16 protein-coding genes and 1 pseudogene are annotated in these 18,270 nt (G+C 27.3%); all 17 read right to left on the reverse strand.

The window, feature by feature from the left end; all coding sequences use genetic code 11:
* Positions 1-39 precede the first annotated feature (39 nt).
* Positions 40-1,224: a capsule polysaccharide modification protein KpsS gene (kpsS, locus tag ELQ11_RS01235; RefSeq protein ID WP_002866681.1), complete on the reverse strand. Its 1,185-nt coding sequence runs from the start codon at positions 1,222-1,224 to the stop codon at positions 40-42.
* On the reverse strand, positions 1,221-3,290 hold the full coding sequence (locus ELQ11_RS01240) for a capsular polysaccharide biosynthesis protein (protein WP_126264531.1): 2,070 nt from the start codon (positions 3,288-3,290) through the stop codon (positions 1,221-1,223). The genes kpsS and ELQ11_RS01240 overlap by 4 nt, the downstream gene beginning before the upstream one ends.
* A gap of 77 nt (positions 3,291-3,367) precedes the next feature.
* Complete coding sequence (locus tag ELQ11_RS01245; RefSeq protein WP_022552399.1) at positions 3,368-4,621, reverse strand: cation:proton antiporter; 1,254 nt, start codon at positions 4,619-4,621, stop codon at positions 3,368-3,370.
* Between the two features lie 9 nt (positions 4,622-4,630).
* Positions 4,631-5,590, reverse strand: a complete 960-nt coding sequence (locus ELQ11_RS01250) for a pyruvate kinase (RefSeq protein ID WP_022552400.1) — start codon at positions 5,588-5,590, stop codon at positions 4,631-4,633.
* Between the two features lie 10 nt (positions 5,591-5,600).
* Positions 5,601-6,647 carry a sulfate adenylyltransferase gene (locus tag ELQ11_RS01255; protein WP_070243146.1) on the reverse strand — a complete coding sequence of 349 codons (1,047 nt, stop codon included), beginning with the start codon at positions 6,645-6,647 and terminating at the stop codon, positions 5,601-5,603.
* Positions 6,648-7,181, reverse strand: a complete 534-nt coding sequence (locus ELQ11_RS01260; protein WP_070243147.1) for an adenylyl-sulfate kinase — start codon at positions 7,179-7,181, stop codon at positions 6,648-6,650.
* Complete coding sequence (locus tag ELQ11_RS01265) at positions 7,171-8,985, reverse strand: DUF2972 domain-containing protein (protein ID WP_126264530.1); 1,815 nt, start codon at positions 8,983-8,985, stop codon at positions 7,171-7,173. The genes ELQ11_RS01260 and ELQ11_RS01265 overlap by 11 nt, the downstream gene beginning before the upstream one ends.
* A gap of 12 nt (positions 8,986-8,997) precedes the next feature.
* A complete protein-coding gene (locus ELQ11_RS01270; RefSeq protein ID WP_126264529.1) occupies positions 8,998-9,672 on the reverse strand; it encodes a nucleotidyltransferase family protein in 675 nt (224 codons plus the stop codon).
* A complete protein-coding gene (gmhA2, locus tag ELQ11_RS01275; RefSeq protein WP_126264528.1) occupies positions 9,660-10,265 on the reverse strand; it encodes a D-sedoheptulose 7-phosphate isomerase in 606 nt (201 codons plus the stop codon). Before gmhA2 ends, ELQ11_RS01270 begins: the two co-directional genes overlap by 13 nt.
* Positions 10,253-11,272 (reverse strand): D-glycero-D-manno-heptose 7-phosphate kinase, encoded by a 1,020-nt coding sequence (gene hddA, locus ELQ11_RS01280; RefSeq protein WP_134225105.1) that lies wholly within the window; start codon positions 11,270-11,272, stop codon positions 10,253-10,255. Before hddA ends, gmhA2 begins: the two co-directional genes overlap by 13 nt.
* 75 nt (positions 11,273-11,347) lie before the next feature.
* Positions 11,348-12,286 (reverse strand): NAD-dependent epimerase/dehydratase, encoded by a 939-nt coding sequence (locus ELQ11_RS01285; RefSeq protein ID WP_032590107.1) that lies wholly within the window; start codon positions 12,284-12,286, stop codon positions 11,348-11,350.
* A gap of 21 nt (positions 12,287-12,307) precedes the next feature.
* Entirely contained in the window at positions 12,308-13,471 is a 1,164-nt protein-coding gene (locus ELQ11_RS01290; protein WP_032590108.1) for a DegT/DnrJ/EryC1/StrS family aminotransferase, read from the reverse strand.
* Positions 13,472-14,521, reverse strand: a complete 1,050-nt coding sequence (locus tag ELQ11_RS01295) for a GDP-L-fucose synthase (RefSeq protein ID WP_126264527.1) — start codon at positions 14,519-14,521, stop codon at positions 13,472-13,474.
* Positions 14,521-15,081 carry a dTDP-4-dehydrorhamnose 3,5-epimerase family protein gene (locus ELQ11_RS01300; protein WP_126264526.1) on the reverse strand — a complete coding sequence of 187 codons (561 nt, stop codon included), beginning with the start codon at positions 15,079-15,081 and terminating at the stop codon, positions 14,521-14,523. Before ELQ11_RS01300 ends, ELQ11_RS01295 begins: the two co-directional genes overlap by 1 nt.
* Before the next feature lie 2 nt (positions 15,082-15,083).
* Positions 15,084-16,865 carry a hypothetical protein gene (locus tag ELQ11_RS01305; protein WP_126264525.1) on the reverse strand — a complete coding sequence of 594 codons (1,782 nt, stop codon included), beginning with the start codon at positions 16,863-16,865 and terminating at the stop codon, positions 15,084-15,086.
* A gap of 2 nt (positions 16,866-16,867) precedes the next feature.
* The gene (locus ELQ11_RS01310; protein WP_161969529.1) at positions 16,868-18,151 is read right to left on the reverse strand and encodes a DUF4422 domain-containing protein; all 1,284 of its coding nucleotides are present in this window, start codon (positions 18,149-18,151) and stop codon (positions 16,868-16,870) included.
* Positions 18,148-18,270, reverse strand: a pseudogene (locus ELQ11_RS10230) (UDP-galactopyranose mutase); the annotation flags it as partial. The pseudogene ELQ11_RS10230 and the gene ELQ11_RS01310, both read right to left, overlap by 4 nt.

Consider the following 18,270-nt stretch of genomic DNA (forward strand, 5'->3'; position numbering starts at 1 on the left):
CTTTGCTTTAAAAGCTCTCTTAATCAAAGCTTTTTAGTCTTATTTGTCTAAAAAGAAATTTTTGTAAAAATTGCCGTTGAATTGATTAGTTTGTAAAAGATATTTCTTAAAATTACATACCAAAATAGGATTAGGTTTATAAGCATGAGCTTCACGCCAAAAAAATTGAAGCTTCTTTGGATAAGATAAGCCTTCAAAATCATAAAAAGCATTGCCACAAACCTTAGTCGGACAGCCTTCTAAAATAGCGCTAAGGCCTACTGTTGAATTTATAGTAATACAACCTAAAGCCTTTCTTAAAAGAACTGGCAAGTGGGTATCATGAACATATAAAACCCTTCCTTCTACATGATATTTTTGACTTAAATCATTTATGAGTTTAGAATAATTCTTATAACCCCTATCCATGGGATGGTGTTTAAAAACTAGATAAGATTTAGCTCTTGCATGGTTTGCAAAAGAAAGTATGGTTTGCTCTATAAAGTGCTCTATGCTTTTTTTGTAATGATATTTAATTTGCGTATCGCTATAAACTTGTAAAATCGCCAAAAAGTACTTTTTTTCTAAATTATAAATCTTTTCATTTAGTTTTTTTTCTGTAATCTTATAAAGATATTTTCTATATAAAGATCTAAACCAAAATAAAAATTCAAAAGGATATAAAGTACGATGATGAAGTTTGTTGTTAAAAAATGGAGCCAAAATAAAAGCAAACAACCAATACAAAAAAGCATCAAAAGCCATAAATTTAAATCCACCTGGAATTTCTTTTATGCTTTCTTTGGTAAAAATATCCTGAGAAAGATAAAAATTTTTATCACGCGGTAAAGAAGAATTTGCATTCACTCCATCTTTTTCCAAAGTAATACAATAAGGCCTTAAATACCCTTCTTCAAAAATCCATACTTCAATTTCTAATTCTTTAGCCACTTTAATAGCCTTAGCATGGATAATGCGACAATCATTATACATTAAAATAGCATCGATTTTTTTACTTTGAAAAAAATCTCTATAGAAATTTTCAAGATCTTTTTCATCACACTTACACCTTGTTCCACTAGGATAGAAAAAAAAATCTCCACCATTAAAATTGAGTTTAAAAACTTTGGTTTGGTTTTTTTTCATTTTCATTGCAAGATGATGAAAAAAATTTCCCACAGGCCCTTGCAAGAGTAAAACATTTTTACCGCTAAATTCTTTTTTAATTTTAGTGCTAAATCTCATTTCTTTGCTAAAAATTCATAAAATCTTCTTATTTTTCTAAGCATAAAAGTTTTAAAATCTATTGCCAATTTTATATGTTTTTTTGAAAAATAATCTTTTTGTAAATTTAGCATTATATCTAAACAAACTTCAATTTCACATAAAGTTTTTGTTTTAGGATTTATATATCTTGGATATGTGATCAAAGCACCTGCTACAAGCTCTTCTAGGCTTAGTTTTCTTGTTCTTCTTTCGCATTTATGTTTATCTTTTGTTAAACCCCAGCCTGCATAAAAAGGCATACCATAAGTAAAAACTTTTTTAGCTCTTAAAAGAGCATCAAAACCACTTGTAGAAGTAATAGTGTGAATTTCATCAGCAATTTTTATAGCACTATCGATACTGCAATCTTTTACAATCTCATCACAAAATTCCAAAATGAGTGTTTCATCTTTTAAACCCACACGGTTACCACTTAAAACATCAGGATGAGGCTTAAAGATGATATAAGCATCTTGATTTTTAGAACGTACCTCCTTAAGCAAATCAAGAGTAGATAAGCTAAAACCCCCTAAAATCATCGAAGCATCATCTTCAACTTGAGCGGGGATTAAAATAACCTTTTGTCCTATTTTGGCATTGATTTTTAAGTCTTCATGCTTTAAGCCATTATATTTTGAAAAGCGGTTCTCAAGTAAGATTTTTATGATATTTTTTGCCCTATTTAGCATATTTTCATCAAAAATTTTGTTTTGCAAAAGTTCTTCTAATTTGCTTGCTTTATTTGGATCTATGTAAAGTCCTTTATCATCAACGATTAAAGAAAAAGGGCGAGTAAGATCAGAACCTAAAGAGATTGAGCGAATAAAACCATCTTCAACTGAAGAAATTTTAGGAGTAAAATGAAGCAAATTCTCATCTTGTGCTTTTTTTATAAGAGTGCTTTTAAGAGTATTATAATCTATCCTTTTACCCCAAATGAAAAATTTATCATCATCTTTAAGCTTGTATTTAACTAAAGATTTAATAGAATTTAAAAAAATAATTTCATTATTTTTAGCCTTAAAAAAAGGCTTGATAAAATGCCTTTTCCATAAGGTAAAGCCTAGCATAAAAAGTCTATTAGAATTTGCCTTTTCTATATCTTTATATTTTGCTAAAGTTTGAATAGTATCAAAAATATTGCTTTTTTGATTTAAATAAGGATTAAAATACTCAGCATAAAGTATATAAGCAGCATAGAAAACTTCTTCTAAACTTCTTTTTTGCATCCTTCTTTTACACTCTAATTTATCTTTTGTTAGACCCCAACCTGCATAAAATGGCATGCCATAACAAACACACTCACATTCTTGTATCAAAGCTTCAAAACCCATACCAGAAGTCTTAGTATAAACCTTATCAAAAAACTCAAGCAAGGCTATGGGATTAAAATTTTCACTGATTAAAATACATTCTTTAGGTAAGGAATTTATATCTAAATCACTTTGTTTTTTACCACTTAAAACATCAGGATGGATTTTTATATAAATTTTAGAATCAGGATTTTCTTTTATGGCATCTTTTATCATATCGACAGTTTTAAAATCTTTAGCAAGCCCAAATTCAAGAGAGGCATCATTGGCCGTTTGAGCAATAATTAAAACACGTTTTTCATCTTTTTGAAAATAATCATCTGGGATATCAAGATTGTTATTATACTTGCTAATTTTATATTTTTTGATAAGCTCTATAGCTTTTTTAGCTTGCTTGATTTCTTCACCTTTAAATTCATAAGTATTTAAAAGATTTTCAAGTTTTGAAGGCATTGTTGCATCATAATAAATGCCTATATCATCTTTAACCATAGAAAAACTTGGGCTATTTTCAACCCCTAAGTTTAATGAGCGGATAAATCCATCTTCTAAAAGTATGAATTTAGTATTATATTTTTTAGCTAAATTCATAGCTTTTAAACCTGATTTTTTACGTCCCCAGCCAAAGAAAAGATCATCTTTGTTGATTTTTAAATTTTTCTTATATAAAAAAATGGTATAAAAATTTTTAACATTAGTGATAAGTTTTTTTGATGTTGAGTAATACTTCATAAATATTTCTTTTAAAAATATTTTTAAAAGAATTATAACAAATTTTTTATATCAAAAATTCAATTCTATAATTTTTATCAAAATTCAGAAAAAATATTTATATTTTTATTTTTTTGATATCTCAACCAATAACCCGCCATCATCGAAGAAATTAAAACAGTTAAAATAAGTGTTGTAAAAAAACTTACATTAATAATCTGATAATAATAGGCAACACTCGCTAAAACTATTCCTGGGCCACCTCTAGCATTCATAGTAATTGCAAAATTAATTCTTGAAATATTAGAAATTTTAACAAAATTTAATCCTATATAACAACCTAAAAATTTCAATAAACACGCAAGAATTAGGAAGAATATAAACATGTTAAAAGAAAATTCATGCATAATATTTAATTGAATACCGATTAAAGCAAAATAAATAGGAATAAAAAATGAAAAAGCCATATCTGAAATACCGTTAACTTTTTCTCTTAATTCTTGATGATTATTTAAAATATTTTTTATTAAAAAACCTACAAGAAATGAAGTATACATAGGGTTGATATGAATCATATTTAAAAAAGCTATAGATAAAAATAACACAACAAAGCTTAAAGTAAAAAAATCAATTGTACTCATGCGAAAAGAAATTTTTTCAAAGAAATGAGAAATTACCTTCACAGCTATAAATAAAAATAAAGTAAGAAAAGCGGTTTTAAGATTGCTCATTAAAGTTAAATCTTGATTTGTTGCGGCATTAATAGTAATATTTAGTAAAATCCATAAAAACAAATCTTGTATTGTTGAAGTGGTTAAAACTATGCTTGCAAATCTTGTTTTAATCACTCCTATATCAAAAAATATTTTTGATATCACAGGTATAGAAGTTACAGCAATGGCTATTAAAAAAACCAAATCAAAAGATAAATCATTCCCCTTTATTCCAATAAAACTTTCTTTAAAATAATCAATAAAAAAATATCCCACACCAGCAGATAAAAAAGTACCACCTAAAAATAAAGTAGAAATAATCTTAATATTTTGTTTTTCAAAACTAATTTGCGTATTAAACCCTGCAATAAACATTAAAAATATCAAACCTAATTGATAAAAAATATTTAATATCTTCCCTTGCTCGTTAAATCCATTAAAGATATCTGTAAGTAAATCAGGAGCAAAAATATACAAACCACTTGCCCCCAAAACAAAACCACCAAAAATTTCACCAATTACTTTTGGGGCTTTAAATAAAGTAAATAATTTTCCAAAAACAAAAGAAGAAAATAATAAAACTCCTAAAGATAAAAATATAATACTAATATTCTCAGGACTTAAAGATTCAAATTTCATATTGCTTTCTTAAAGAATGATTTTTTCATTATTGATTTCATCTTGTATTAAATTTAAAATCTTAACACATTCTTCTACATAGTGTCCTACAGCTGTTTCTTCAGAAAGTTGCACACCAAAAACTCCACTTTTTGCGATATTATATAAATCATCAATTTCTGCAATAGTAGGAATGGGTTTTTCTTCCATATTTTTTAAAATTTGTGTAGCTAAAAATACTTTAATTGCATTATGATGTGCCATTTCTACAATATAATTTTGAAAACGTGGAATTTTTTCTATACCAATTTCTGTGGATAAATCTCCTCTATCAATTAAAATATATTCTACTTCTTGCAAAATACTGTATAAATTATTCACTGCTTCTAAAGTTTCAATTTTAGAAATAATCTTAGTATTTGAATGAAGCACTTGTTTTAATTCTTGTATATCACTTGCTTTTCTTACAAAAGAAGCTCCTACATAAGCTATATCAAACTCATTGCAAAGCTTTATAAGTTCCTTGTCTTTTTCAAATAAAAAAGGAATATTATCATGCAAATTTCTTACATGCATACCCTTATTATTTAAAAGCAATCCTGTGCTTTTAGATGTAAATATAATTTCTTTATCGTTAACTTCTTTTACAATAAATAAAAACACACTATCATTTGCATAAACCTCCATACCTGGTTTAACAAGCTTATAAAATTCTTTATAGTTAAATTGATCAATTTTTAAAGAAAAATCCTTATCTTTTTCTACTTGAATAGCTTCGCTAATCCCTGAAGTTCTAATTTTATTTCCTGGCAAATCAATCAAAATATCAATATCAGCTTTTTGTTTTCTTAAATTAATAATAGTATTTTTAATACTCTCTATATCTCCATGAGCTCCATTGATTCTATAAATAAATTTATCTTGATGAATTTGATTAAGATTTATCTTTCCACCTAAACTAGGACCTGTTGTTAAAATAAGCTTCTTCATTATCAATCCTTTAATCAATAAAAATATTTTCTCTACCTAAAGCAAGTATACTAGCAGAAATTTCTGAACGCATCATAAGTTCGCTAGGAATTTTACCCTCGCTTAAATCCTTTCTAATTTGCGTACCACTAATTGCAATTCTATGTTCTTTATAATGTGCACAATTTTTTTCACTCACAATTTTTTGACATTTAGAACAATAATAAGGTTCTTTTAAAAGTAAAAAATCTATACCTAAATCATAACGCATTGATAGATCTTTAGCCAACTTTTGCGCCTCGTAAATTCCGTAATAATCTCCCACTCCCGCATGATCTCTACCAATGATAAAATGGGTACAACCCATATTTCTTCTAAGTAAAGCATGAAAAATAGCTTCTTTAGGACCCGCATAACGCATAGCAGTTTGTAAACCTTGAATATAAACTCTATCTTTAGGATAAAACTTATCAAACATAGTTTTATAAGCACTCATCACTGCTGCTTCGGTAAAATCTCCTTGCTTTTTCCAGCCTGTTAGAGGATTAATAAACAAAGCATCGCAAATTTCAAGCGCAATTCTTTGCAAATGTTCATGAGCTCTGTGGATAGGATTTCTTGTTTGAAAACCCACTATGGTCTTAATATCAGCATTAAAAACATCTTTTAAAATATTTTTATATAAAGAATCTTTATAAAATTCTTCTTTAAGTTCTATTTTTCCACCAACACGCAAAGAAGAGCGTTTTTTTTCTTTTATAATACCAGGATGTTTTTCATCTTTAGTTTGAAAAATTTCATAAAGATCCTGATCTTGAACGCAAAATTTATCTTCGATTTGAATATTTCCTATAAATTTGTCTTGATAATATAGATCTTGCTTTTGTCCCACATAAATATCTTTAAAATCATCCACTTCTAAAGTAATAGGCAAGGTCCATATTTCACCATTTAAAAGTTGCATTTCATAAATTACTTTTTTATATTCTTCATAATTCATAAAACCTTGCAAAGGATAAAACACACCGCTAGCAAAATATTTTAAATCTAGGAAATTTTCATGGGTAACTTGTAACATTTATTCGCGCTTTGAATTATCAAAATTTTGAGAAAGCGCTGTTAAAATAAGGCAAACCTTATCATCAAGTGCTGTCATTTGAGTATTGTCAATCACTAAATCAGCTTTTGGTTCATCATACGGAATATCTACACCCACGACATTTGAAATTTCACCCTTTAAAGCTTGGGTATATAAATTCTTTTTATCACGTCTTTTCAACTCTTCAAATTCACATTTTATATAAATTTCAAAATAATTTTTTAAATATTTGCGGTTATACTCATAAATTTCATTCCACATAGAAATCGCACTTACGATAACTATCATTCCTTGATTACTTAAAAAACGAGCAAAATCGGATCGTTTAAAGGATACATCCATACGACCTTTTTTATCATAGGAAAAACATCCCAAAAGCTCTCTTAACTCATCTCCATCAAGATAGATAACATTGTCATATTTCTCTTTTAATTTTCTATACAATGCTTGTGCTATATAACTTTTACCACTTCCTGCTAAACCTGTAAGCCAAATAGTTAAATTATATTTCATTACACATCTGCTCAAATTTTTGATAATATTTCCATTGTTTTAAATGCTTTGGATAATTTATTTTTATAAAATTTAATTCTTCATCTAAAATATCTTTTAATTTTAATCGCAAATCTTTTCTCATTTGTAAATATTGCAAAATTTCTTCTTCTGTAATAAGATTGTTTTTAATCTTTATCTCATTCTCTTCAAACGCATCCATATAACCGTTTAAATATTTTTTGCTATCTATAAAACATTTTTGATTATTCTTTAAAATATTATATTCTTTTTGTTTTATTAACAAAATAATATTATCAAACATTAACTTTCTTTCTTTAAAAATTTCAGAAGTAATGTCAATATAGTCTTCATCTGTCATCTTAGGCTCTAAAGAATTAAAATACATAAGATTTTTTGTAGTAATTACTATATTAATACAAATTTCACCTATAACAATAGAATATACAACTGGAAGCACAACCAAATCACCTTGATGGCGATTAATTCTTTTAGAAAAAAAAGAATAATCGCATTTTACATTAAAAAATTTATCAGCTATAAAATCAAATGTTTTTCGAGCATTTAAACCAGAGATTTCATTAAGTTCAAAACACAATACATCTTTTTTTAAAATTTTAATTCTTTGATATGATTTAAAGTAAAGTTCATAATTATCTAAAACTTTTATCAAGCTATTCAATTCAGGTTTGCTTGAATTGGAATACCAGTAAAGTATTTCTGGAAAAAGCTCTTTAAAATTTGAATTTAAAGTTATCTGTTTCATCATTGGTTTTATTTTGCTATTTTGGTCACCTATATGATTTATTGCATGCCTGATAATTGATATTGGATCTCTACATATATATAATAAAGGAACATTGCTAGTAAATAAATAATAAATTTTATCATTATTTTCAAACACTCTTGGAGCTATTGCTACATGTGTTTTTTTGCTTAATATATACGTATAATTATCAATATAAACTTTTTTTTCATCTTCCCAACCATTTGCATTAATAGTTGAAATACCTGAATAATTAAAAAATGTATAAATAGCCATTGTTCCACTACATGCAGCCCATAGCCATATTAATTTATAATTTTCAGGCAATGGTAAATTCATTTTCCAAGCTAATTCGCCTGAAATATTATGATAATTTATTTTTTCTGCTTGATCATTAAGTTTTTTAGGGTCAAGTAAAGAAGGATAAGGATGATTTACATCTTGAAATCTTTGCTTAAAATCACTTGATAATAACCATTCTTGTATCATTTCCAAATGATTTAGCGTATAATTAAAATTTTGAAAAATAACTTTTAATGCTGGTATATAATTTTTATGTAAGTCTAAAATAATTTTCAAATTATCCAAATTACACATGAATAAATTTTTATTTTCAGCGAGTATAATATAAATATTTTCTTCAAACTTTTTAGAAAGATCTAAAATTTCTTTTATTATTTTATAATCTTTTTTAGTTTGTTCTATATTTTTAAAAAGAAAAAAATACCCATCTTTAAACTTATTCATATCAGCCTTGATTAAAACTTCTCCCAGCATATAAGATAAATGAAATTTATATCTTAGGGATTCATTATAATCAGGACATGTTTCCAAACTTGGATATTTAAGTTGAGGAAAGATTTGTATGGTTTGTTGATAAATTTGTTGTTCTTTTTTATGTTGTTTTTTAATTTTATAAAGTTTTTTAAATAATGCTATATACCCCCCCCCATTTTGTTTAAAATCAATTAGAGCTTGACCCAGTTTATAGGCTAAATGATTTTTTACTCTTTCTATAGCTGAATTTGGGTTATACATAGGGTTTATTCTTTAAAAATGGCTTTGGTTGATTGTAAAATTATAATAATCCTCAGGCACACCAATATCTATAAAATAATCATCAAAAATACAAGCTCTAGTCTTCAGTTTTTTATAGTTTTCTTGCAAAAACTCTTCAAAAGAAAATTTTTCCTGCAAAGCAAAATCATTAAAAATATCTTTAGTTAAAAGATAAATTCCACCATTGATTAAACCTTGCTTTTTAAATACCTTTTCCTCAAAAGAAATTACAAAACCTTGATCATCAACATTTACTGTGCCATATCTATCAAAATCATTCATTTGCTTTAAAGCAAGGCAAATTCTACTTCCATTTAGCTTTAATTTACTTAAATCTATATCAAAAAAAGTATCGCCATTTAAAACATAAGTCTCATTTTTTATAAATTTCAAAGCCTCTTTTATAGCTCCACCCGTTCCTAGAGGCTCTTTTTCAATACTATATTTTACTTTTATATCCAAAAATTCATCTTTAAAATATTCCTTTATCACTTCATGTTTGTATGATACTGCTAAAATTACTTCTTTTATACCTTGTTTTTTAAGATACTCAAAAATAAATTCTAAAAAAGGTTTATCATTTATCGGTGCCATAGGCTTTGGAATGTCTTTTATAACGCTTTTAAGCCTTGTTCCTAAGCCACCACAAAGTATTATTGCTTGCAAGAAAAACCTTTACCAAAAAGCTCTTCCTCAACGATAGCACAAATAATATGTCCTATTAAAATATGTGCCTCTTGAATTCTTGGCGTGCAAATTGAAGGCACTTTTATACAATAATCACAAAGCTCATTCATAGCCCCGCCACTAGCTCCACTTAAGCCTATACTTATGATTTCTTTTTGCTTGCAAAGCTCTAAAGCTTTTAAGATATTCTTACTATTTCCACTTGTAGAAATTCCTATAAAAACATCTCCCTTAACTCCTTGAGCTTGTACTTGTCTAGCAAATAAATTTTCATAACCATAATCATTCCCAATAGCTGTTAATACGCTAGTATCTGTCGTAAGTGCAATACTTGCGATACCAGGCCTATCAAAATAAAATCTACTTACAAATTCCCCTGCGATGTGCTGTGCATCTGCTGCACTACCACCGTTTCCTGCTAATAAAGTTTTGTTACCATTTTTATAAGCTTTTATGACTTCTAATGAAGCATTTTTAATAAGAGTTATTAAATTCTCATCTTTTAAAATTTGCTCTTTTACCAAAATTGATTCTTGAAAATGTTCTTTTATATAATTATTTATAATTTCCATGATTTAACCCCCTCTTTTGTAAATGAAAAATCTTGCACCCAGCCTTGCTCTTTACTTAAAGCTTTGATTAGGTTATATTTTTTAGTAGGATCTACGAAGAAAAACATAAATCCACCTGCTCCTGCTCCACTGGTTTTGCCACTATAAGCTCCATTTTGCATAGCTAAATGATAAATTCTTTCAAGCTCATCGTTGCTAACGATTTCTGAGATGATTTTTTTTGACTGCCAAGACTTACCTAAAATTTGTGCCAAAGCATCAAAATCAGCCTTAAATAAAGCTTCTTTCATATTTATAGCATCTTGCTTTATGGCATGCATGGCTTCTAAAGACTTTTCATCTCCAAGCTTTCCTTTTTTATGCTCTTCTATATCTTTTGCTTCTCTTGTGATATTTGTAAAATAAAGCACAGTTCTAGCTTCAAGCTCACTAGCTATCCAGTTTTTGATACGCAAAGGATTAACAATTACTCTTTTATTATCATAAAATTCCATAAAATTAAAGCCGCCAAAAGTTGCGGCATATTGATCTTGTGCTCCACCTACTATGCCTAAATCTTCTCTTTCTATCTCATAAGCAAGCTTAGCGATTTCATATTCCCCTAAAGACAGATTAAGCCATTCTGCAAAGGCTTTTATAACCCCTACAACCAAAGTTGAGCTTCCCCCCAAGCCACTACCACTTGGTACATCAGAATAAGTGTGCAAAGAAAAACTCAAAGGTTTTTTTGTAAAATCTTTTACAATGCGATTATAAATACTTTTAAAAATATCTAATTTTCCATCATTTTCTAAGAATTCTTTGCTTTTATACTCACAGTAAGAATTTGTATCAGAAGAATCAAAAATGATTTTTCCATTTTCTCTTTCGATTAAAGTGCAATGTATGTATAAAGATATAGTCGCATTTAAAACATAACCTGTGTATTTATCGCAATATAAATTTATATCAGTTCCCCCACCTGCTAGACCGAGACGAAGAGGAGTTTGTGTGCGTATAGTTTTCATCGAATCACTGCTTTTTTGCTATAATTTATTATAAAAATTATAGCAAAATATACTTAAACTTCTATTTAATATTATTTAAACATTTGCAAAGCGATTAACTTTCATCATTTTAAACGCTCTTAAAAGTTCTTCAATACCATCTTCTAAAGTATTATCTGGTTTCCAACCTGTAGCCTCCAATTTAGCATTTGAAACTAAATAATCTCTTTTGTCTGGATCTTCACCTATGCTAGCTGAATGGATGTAAAAATCAGGAACATACTTTTTAATTGTTTCAGCAAGTTGCCTTTTAGTCAAATTTGCAGAACTTAATCCCATATTATAAGCCTGACCCTTCATCTTATCATAATTCTCAATTCCATGAATAAATCCTTTAACCACATCGCGAATATGAATATAATTGCGTCTAAAATGCTCTTCAAAAAGCACTATAAATTTATCTTTATATGCACGATAAGTAAAATCATTAACAAGTAAATCAAGTCTCATTCTAGGTGAAATTCCAAAAACGGTAGCCAAACGAAAAGTTACACAATTTCCTTTATCAAGCAAATATTGCTCTGCATGCACTTTATCGATCCCATATTCTGAGATAGGACGCAAGGGAGATTCTTCAGTGCACATTGCATCTTTTTCTCCTATACCATAACCACTGTTTGTATTGGGATAAATAAATATTTGAGAAGGACTTGCAAAATCACTTGCCATTTTTACAGCTTCATAATTGATCATTTTAGCTAATTTTGGATTTCTTTTACAAAGCGGAGCTCCAACTAAAGCAGCTAGAGGAATAATAATATCAGCTTTTGCTACCTCTTGTTTAATGAGATTTTCATCCATAGCATCGCCGTTTATAAAAGTAAAATTTTTATTATGAGAACAAGATAAAAGAGAAATTTGATCAAACATCAAATTATCAATCACACAAACTTCATAACCTTTTTCAAGTAAAACCGGTGTTAAAACCGAACCTATATAACCTGCACCACCTGTAATTAAAACTTTTTTTGACATATTTTTCCTTATTGTAATAACTTAATTTAATACAGAATTTAATAATTCTATTTGACTTTTAATATCCATTTGATGATTTCCAACAAAAAATCCTTTATTATGTAAATAGCTGGCATTTTTCAAATCTCCATGAATTTCATAATCAAAATATTTAATAACCTCATTATTGACAAAATTTCCAGCATTAATTGGTCTATATTCAATAAAATTGTTTTCTAATTTTTTTAAAATATCATACCTACAAAGTTTAGATTCTGGTTTTATAATTAAAGAAAAACCAAACCAGGAACTAACTCCAATTTCTTTTTGTATAATGAAATCTGGATGATTTTTAAAGTAATCACAAAATAATTTTGCATTTTCTCTACGATATTTTAAAAATATAGGTAATTTCTTAAGTTGTTCTATACCTATAGCTCCACTCATTTCTACTGGACGCACATTGTATCCTGGTAATACAAAACGAAATGATTCACTAAACCAATCATCACTTTTGTTTGCTACTAAATTTTCCTTTGGTAAATTTCTAGTCCAACCATGCGCTCTTAAGCAAAGAAGTATATGATATAACTCTTCATCATCTGTAACTACAAAACCACCTTCCATTGTAGCCATATGATGAGAAAAAAAAGTTGAAAAAGTTCCCATTATACCAAAAGTTCCAGCTTGTTTTCCTTTGTATTCTGCGCCCATTGACTCACAATTATCTTCAAATAAAACAATGTCTTTATCTTTTATCATATCTTTTATTGCATCAAAATCATTAGGATTTCCCAATAAATTTACAATCATGATCATTTTTGTTTTATCGCTAATAGCACTATTTAAAGCATTTAAATCATAATTTAATGTTTCTAAATCTATATCTACAAATTTTAATTTTAAACCATATTGATAAAGCGGATAATAAGTAGTACTCCATGACACAGCCGGAACTATAACCTCATCTCCTTTTTTTAATTTAGGATTTTTGGTATAGAATAATGCTGCAGTTGCTATCAAATTCGCAGCAGATCCAGAACTCGTCATAACAGCATATTTAGAACCTACAAATTTAGCAAAATCTTTTTCAAATTCTGCAACTTTTTTACCCATAGTAAACATATCGCTTTTAATAACATCTTGTATTGCTTGCAATTCTTTTTCATCCCAAGTAGATGAAGCTAGGGTGTATTTATATTTCATTTATTCTCCTTTATTATTTAGATACCAATTATACATCATTTTAATGCCTTTTTCAAGTTCTATTTTATGCCTCCATCCTAAAGCATGAATTTTAGAACAATCCATTAAGCGATCCATGGTGCTATCAGGTTTTTGAGAATTAAAAATCAATTTTCCTTTAAATCCAACAATTTGCTTAACTATTTGAGCAACTTCTGCTATGCTGTAATCAACACCTGTTCCAATGTTAATATGTGTGTTTCTTATTTTTTCATTTTTTTTATACAAATCAGAAAAATTTATATTTTTCATAACATAAATAGCAGCATCGGCCAAATCATCGCTATGTATAAATTCTCTCCTAACTTTTCCTGTTCCCCAAATTTCCACATAGTCTTTTAAAATTCCAAAGTCAGCTAAGTATTTCTTTGCTTCAATAAGTGATTTCATTTTTAAATCATTTAAAATTTCATCCTCTCTTTCCTCTTCCAATAATTTAGCTAAATGAAACTTCCTAAGCAAAGCTGGTAGTACTCGAGATTTTCCAAAATCAAAATTTGCTCTTGTTCCATATAAATTATTTAAAGCTAAAGTTATAAAGTTAGTTCCATATTGAATATTATATGATTCACACATCAATGCACCTGATATTTTTGCAACACCAAAAGAGGTTACATTGTGTTCTAATATATCAGTCATCATACTCTCTTCTTTGATAGGATTAACAGTTTTTTCAGGATACATATAACCTGAACCAAAAAAAATTAATTTTTTTACTCCAAATTTGAATGATTGATGGATAATATTATTTTGTATGGTTGTATTTTCGTATATAAAATCTGCTCTTTGAGATACATTAGCAGCGCCACATGGCAAAACTGCTGCTAAAAAAACATATTCTGGTTGCTCATTTTTAAAAAATTCAATCACAGCTTGTTGATTTAGCAAATCAAGTTCTTGTCGTGTTTTAAGAATTAAATTTTCATATCCTCTTTTTTTTAAGTTTTCTACTAAGGCAGTACCAGCTGTACCTTTGTGTCCTGCTATGTAAATTTTAGAATCTTTATTCATTAAATTCCTTTAACGTGGTCATTAACTGTTGCATCGATATCCCTATCAGATAATATAGGATTATTCGTTGGCCAGTCTACAGCAATTCTACTATCATTCCATGCATAAGTAAACTGATCTTTAGCATCAACGTATTCACCTTCATAAGCCCATTTATAATAATACAGAGCCCCCTGTTTGGAGCTTACATAATGTGCATTTCCAAAATAAGGAGGGATTAAAATCAACTTTTTATTATTTTCATTAATAATAAATTTTTCCCATTTCAAATACGAAGAAGACTCTTTACGACAATCAACTACTACTTGATGAATTTCACCAAAAACACTTGTTACCAATTTCCAAGATTTATGATCGCCATGAATTCCTCTTAAGACATTATACTTAGAAAAAGTAAATTTATCTAAAACAAATTGAATATCTTTTGGCAAAAGATAACTTAATGATTTTTGTTCAAATACTGACCAAATTTCTCCTCTTAAATCTCTAAAATTGTTGGGAGTTATAATATACACTCCTTTTAAAATTTTTGACTCTTGTATATCGAATTCCATTGCCATAATTAAACTCCTTTATTGTTTTTCCATTCTTTATAAATTTTTTTTACTTTAAAAATAAAAACATATGGGTTATCCAAGAAAGATTTACCTAGTTTATATGTTAAATGCTCCTTTAATCGTAAAGCCTCATGAAAATCTGAATATGATTCAAGAGGGGGCATAGCATATTTTTTATCAATATTGACAAGCGTTTGATAAATTTTACTTTTTCTTTTATGTTCCAATACACTCATAATAATTTCAATTGGAGCTTTTAGTATACTTTTTATATCTTTTGTATTTATAAGTATTTTTCCGATCTTGTATGATAATTGATTTTCTACTCTATATACAGCACCTGTAGAGTAATTAAAGTTAACGTTGCATTCTGAAAATGTATTTAAAAAATTTACAATTGTATTCAACCTTTCTAAGTATAATTTATCGTTTATATCACATTTTAATTTATGAATTTTTATAACATCAAAAAGTTTGCATAAAATAAAACATATAAAAGGATATTTGATAATATCTTGTATTTTTAAAAATTCAAAAAAAAGAAACGAATATAACAATGTATTATCATACCCATCTATTTGGAATAAATATGAAAAAAAATAATCCCTATCAGTTGTGCATTTCTCTTTAATATATGCTTCTACTTCAAAATACTTCTCTTCTTGTAACAATAAATACATATAAATGAAATAATACATATAACTACGTGTATTATTTACTAGCATAATCGCATTTTCAATCATTCTTTTTTGAATACTAATATCTAACATTAAATTATTCGCTATAATATATAAATGTAAATAAGAAAAAGCTTTTGCATATGGATGAATTTCTAGCTGATTAATATACTTCATAAAAATATTATATTTTTGATTGTCGGTAAAATAATCATGAATTGATATAAATTCTGACTTACCACCACTAATTCTAAAAGCCAAATTAGAAAATCCAGATCTACCCGAACCATAAATTTTGGATGCATATCTCATAAGTTCTATTTCAAAAAAAGATGATTCAAAATGATTTAATTGCAACTTAGATATATAGTCTCTAATAACCAAAATCTTGCCTCTAATGCTCATTAAATCTTCAACAAAATCTTTTACAATAACACTTGTTTCATAATCATCACTAAAAATAACTATCAGTTGATTTTTAGATATTTCTTCTTTTATAATTTCAACTGCTAAATGAATCGGAAAATTCTTTTTTTTTGCAAAAAAAGCATTATTACCATTATCATAATAAATAGCATCTCCCATTCTTATGTGCAATGCTGTAAAACCATTTTTTACGATTTCCATATTTGCAACCTGTTCTTTAATCAATTTAAAATTATTTACTAAATCCAAATTATCCCATATATTTTTAATATCTTCATAGTATTTGCTAGAATTTACATCATTGCATATTTGCGATAAATCATATTGAGTAGAAAAATATCCCAGTGAACATTCTTTTGGGTATTTATAGATATCCTGCAATTTCAATTTATTATTTTTAGAAAATAATAAACTTCCATCAAAAAAAGATTCTTTTAATTCTATCGAATATTTTTTAATAAATTTTTTAGAAAAGAAATTATTTTCATCAACAATATCATTATAAGGATTTACAACTACCTTGTTGCTACAATTAGTACTTTCAAAAATTTTAGCACTATACTCTTGATATGGCCATTTATAACAAAACTCCAAATTAGTATTTTTTGAAATATATATAGCATTTAAAAATGCCAACATTCTTTCACCAAATCCATCATATCGTGCAGCAATAATTTTCGCCATAATTAAACTCCTTTATTGTTTTTCCATTCTTTATAAATTTTTTTTACTTTAAAAATAAAAACATATGGGTTATCCAAGAAAGATTTACCTAGTTTATATGTTAAATGCTCCTTTAATCGTAAAGCCTCATGAAAATCTGAATATGATTCAAGAGGGGGCATAGCATATTTTTTATCAATATTGACAAGCGTTTGATAAATTTTACTTTTTCTTTTATGTTCCAATACACTCATAATAATTTCAATTGGAGCTTTTAGTATACTTTTTATATCTTTTGTATTTATAAGTATTTTTCCGATCTTGTATGATAATTGATTTTCTACTCTATATACAGCACCTGTAGAGTAATTAAAGTTAACGTTGCATTCTGTTTCACAATTTAATAGAAAAGAAAGATATAACTCTTGGACTGCAGCATTTGTTTGCTTTTGTTTTTCAATAAAAAAAGTAGTAACAAATTCTCCAAGATAAGCTACTGCTCTTTTATAAAATAAATCGGGATTATTATGTAAATCGTTTTTATGCAAAAAATAAACTTTAAATAATATATTAAATAAGATTTCACAATACTGAAAAAATAATTTCTTTTTCATTATAAACATATTGCAAGGATAAATTTCAACTTTATTATAAAACTGTTGCGCAATATCACAATATTCTTTTAAATTTAGATCATTTTCAAGAATAAAATATAAAGTATCAATATATTTTTTCGGCTCAGGATAGAAAGTAAGCATATATTCTTTCAAATTATAATCTACTTTGAGACATTTTAAATTATTCATTAAATAATTATTAGGATAAAGTTTTTTTCCGGCTACAATATCAAAATTTATAATTTTATCTAAAAAATAAGCTGGTTTCACTGCATTTTTATATCTTATATTAATATATGGAATATCCATAAAGTAATTGTGAAAAAGATCAAATCTTAATTGTGAAATTATATTTTCATCAAAAATAAAATTTCTTCTGTAATGAATATATCCTATATAATCAGGATTACCTAATTTGTCGTAATTTCTCCAAGCCCAGTATATTCCGGTAAATTCGCAAAAATATCTATTAAGATAGGAAATATTATCTCCCGTATCATCTCCTATCATATTTTCACACATCCATCCAAAGTCTTCTTTAGACATTTTTCCATCCTTGGAAGCTTCTGTTGCTAAAGCTCTTCCTAAATGAATAGGAGTTAAAATATCATCTTTAAATAACTCAGCTGGTTTATGGTAACCCACAAGTATTTTGATACTTGGATTTTGATTTTCTTTTTTTTCTTTCACTGTAAAAATTCCTTTATCAATTTCAACACTCTCTCTACAGCCTTATCCATATCATAATATTTATAATCGCCAAGCCTACCTAAAAAATACACATTTGTAAGTTTAGCAGATTCTTTTAA

This window comes from Campylobacter sp. US50a (assembly GCF_004379015.1).
Taxonomy (GTDB): Bacteria; Campylobacterota; Campylobacteria; order Campylobacterales; family Campylobacteraceae; genus Campylobacter_D; species Campylobacter_D jejuni.

Coding starts and splice junctions, on each gene's coding strand:
- kpsS (WP_002866681.1), bottom strand. CDS start 1,224: ATGAGATTTAGCACTAAAATTAAAAAAGAATTTAGCGGTAAAAATGTT.
- ELQ11_RS01240 (WP_126264531.1), bottom strand. CDS start 3,290: ATGAAGTATTACTCAACATCAAAAAAACTTATCACTAATGTTAAAAAT.
- ELQ11_RS01245 (WP_022552399.1), bottom strand. CDS start 4,621: ATGAAATTTGAATCTTTAAGTCCTGAGAATATTAGTATTATATTTTTA.
- ELQ11_RS01250 (WP_022552400.1), bottom strand. CDS start 5,590: ATGAAGAAGCTTATTTTAACAACAGGTCCTAGTTTAGGTGGAAAGATA.
- ELQ11_RS01255 (WP_070243146.1), bottom strand. CDS start 6,647: ATGTTACAAGTTACCCATGAAAATTTCCTAGATTTAAAATATTTTGCT.
- ELQ11_RS01260 (WP_070243147.1), bottom strand. CDS start 7,181: ATGAAATATAATTTAACTATTTGGCTTACAGGTTTAGCAGGAAGTGGT.
- ELQ11_RS01265 (WP_126264530.1), bottom strand. CDS start 8,985: ATGTATAACCCAAATTCAGCTATAGAAAGAGTAAAAAATCATTTAGCC.
- gmhA2 (WP_126264528.1), bottom strand. CDS start 10,265: ATGGAAATTATAAATAATTATATAAAAGAACATTTTCAAGAATCAATT.
- hddA (WP_134225105.1), bottom strand. CDS start 11,272: ATGAAAACTATACGCACACAAACTCCTCTTCGTCTCGGTCTAGCAGGT.
- ELQ11_RS01285 (WP_032590107.1), bottom strand. CDS start 12,286: ATGTCAAAAAAAGTTTTAATTACAGGTGGTGCAGGTTATATAGGTTCG.
- ELQ11_RS01290 (WP_032590108.1), bottom strand. CDS start 13,471: ATGAAATATAAATACACCCTAGCTTCATCTACTTGGGATGAAAAAGAA.
- ELQ11_RS01295 (WP_126264527.1), bottom strand. CDS start 14,521: ATGAATAAAGATTCTAAAATTTACATAGCAGGACACAAAGGTACAGCT.
- ELQ11_RS01300 (WP_126264526.1), bottom strand. CDS start 15,081: ATGGCAATGGAATTCGATATACAAGAGTCAAAAATTTTAAAAGGAGTG.
- ELQ11_RS01305 (WP_126264525.1), bottom strand. CDS start 16,865: ATGGCGAAAATTATTGCTGCACGATATGATGGATTTGGTGAAAGAATG.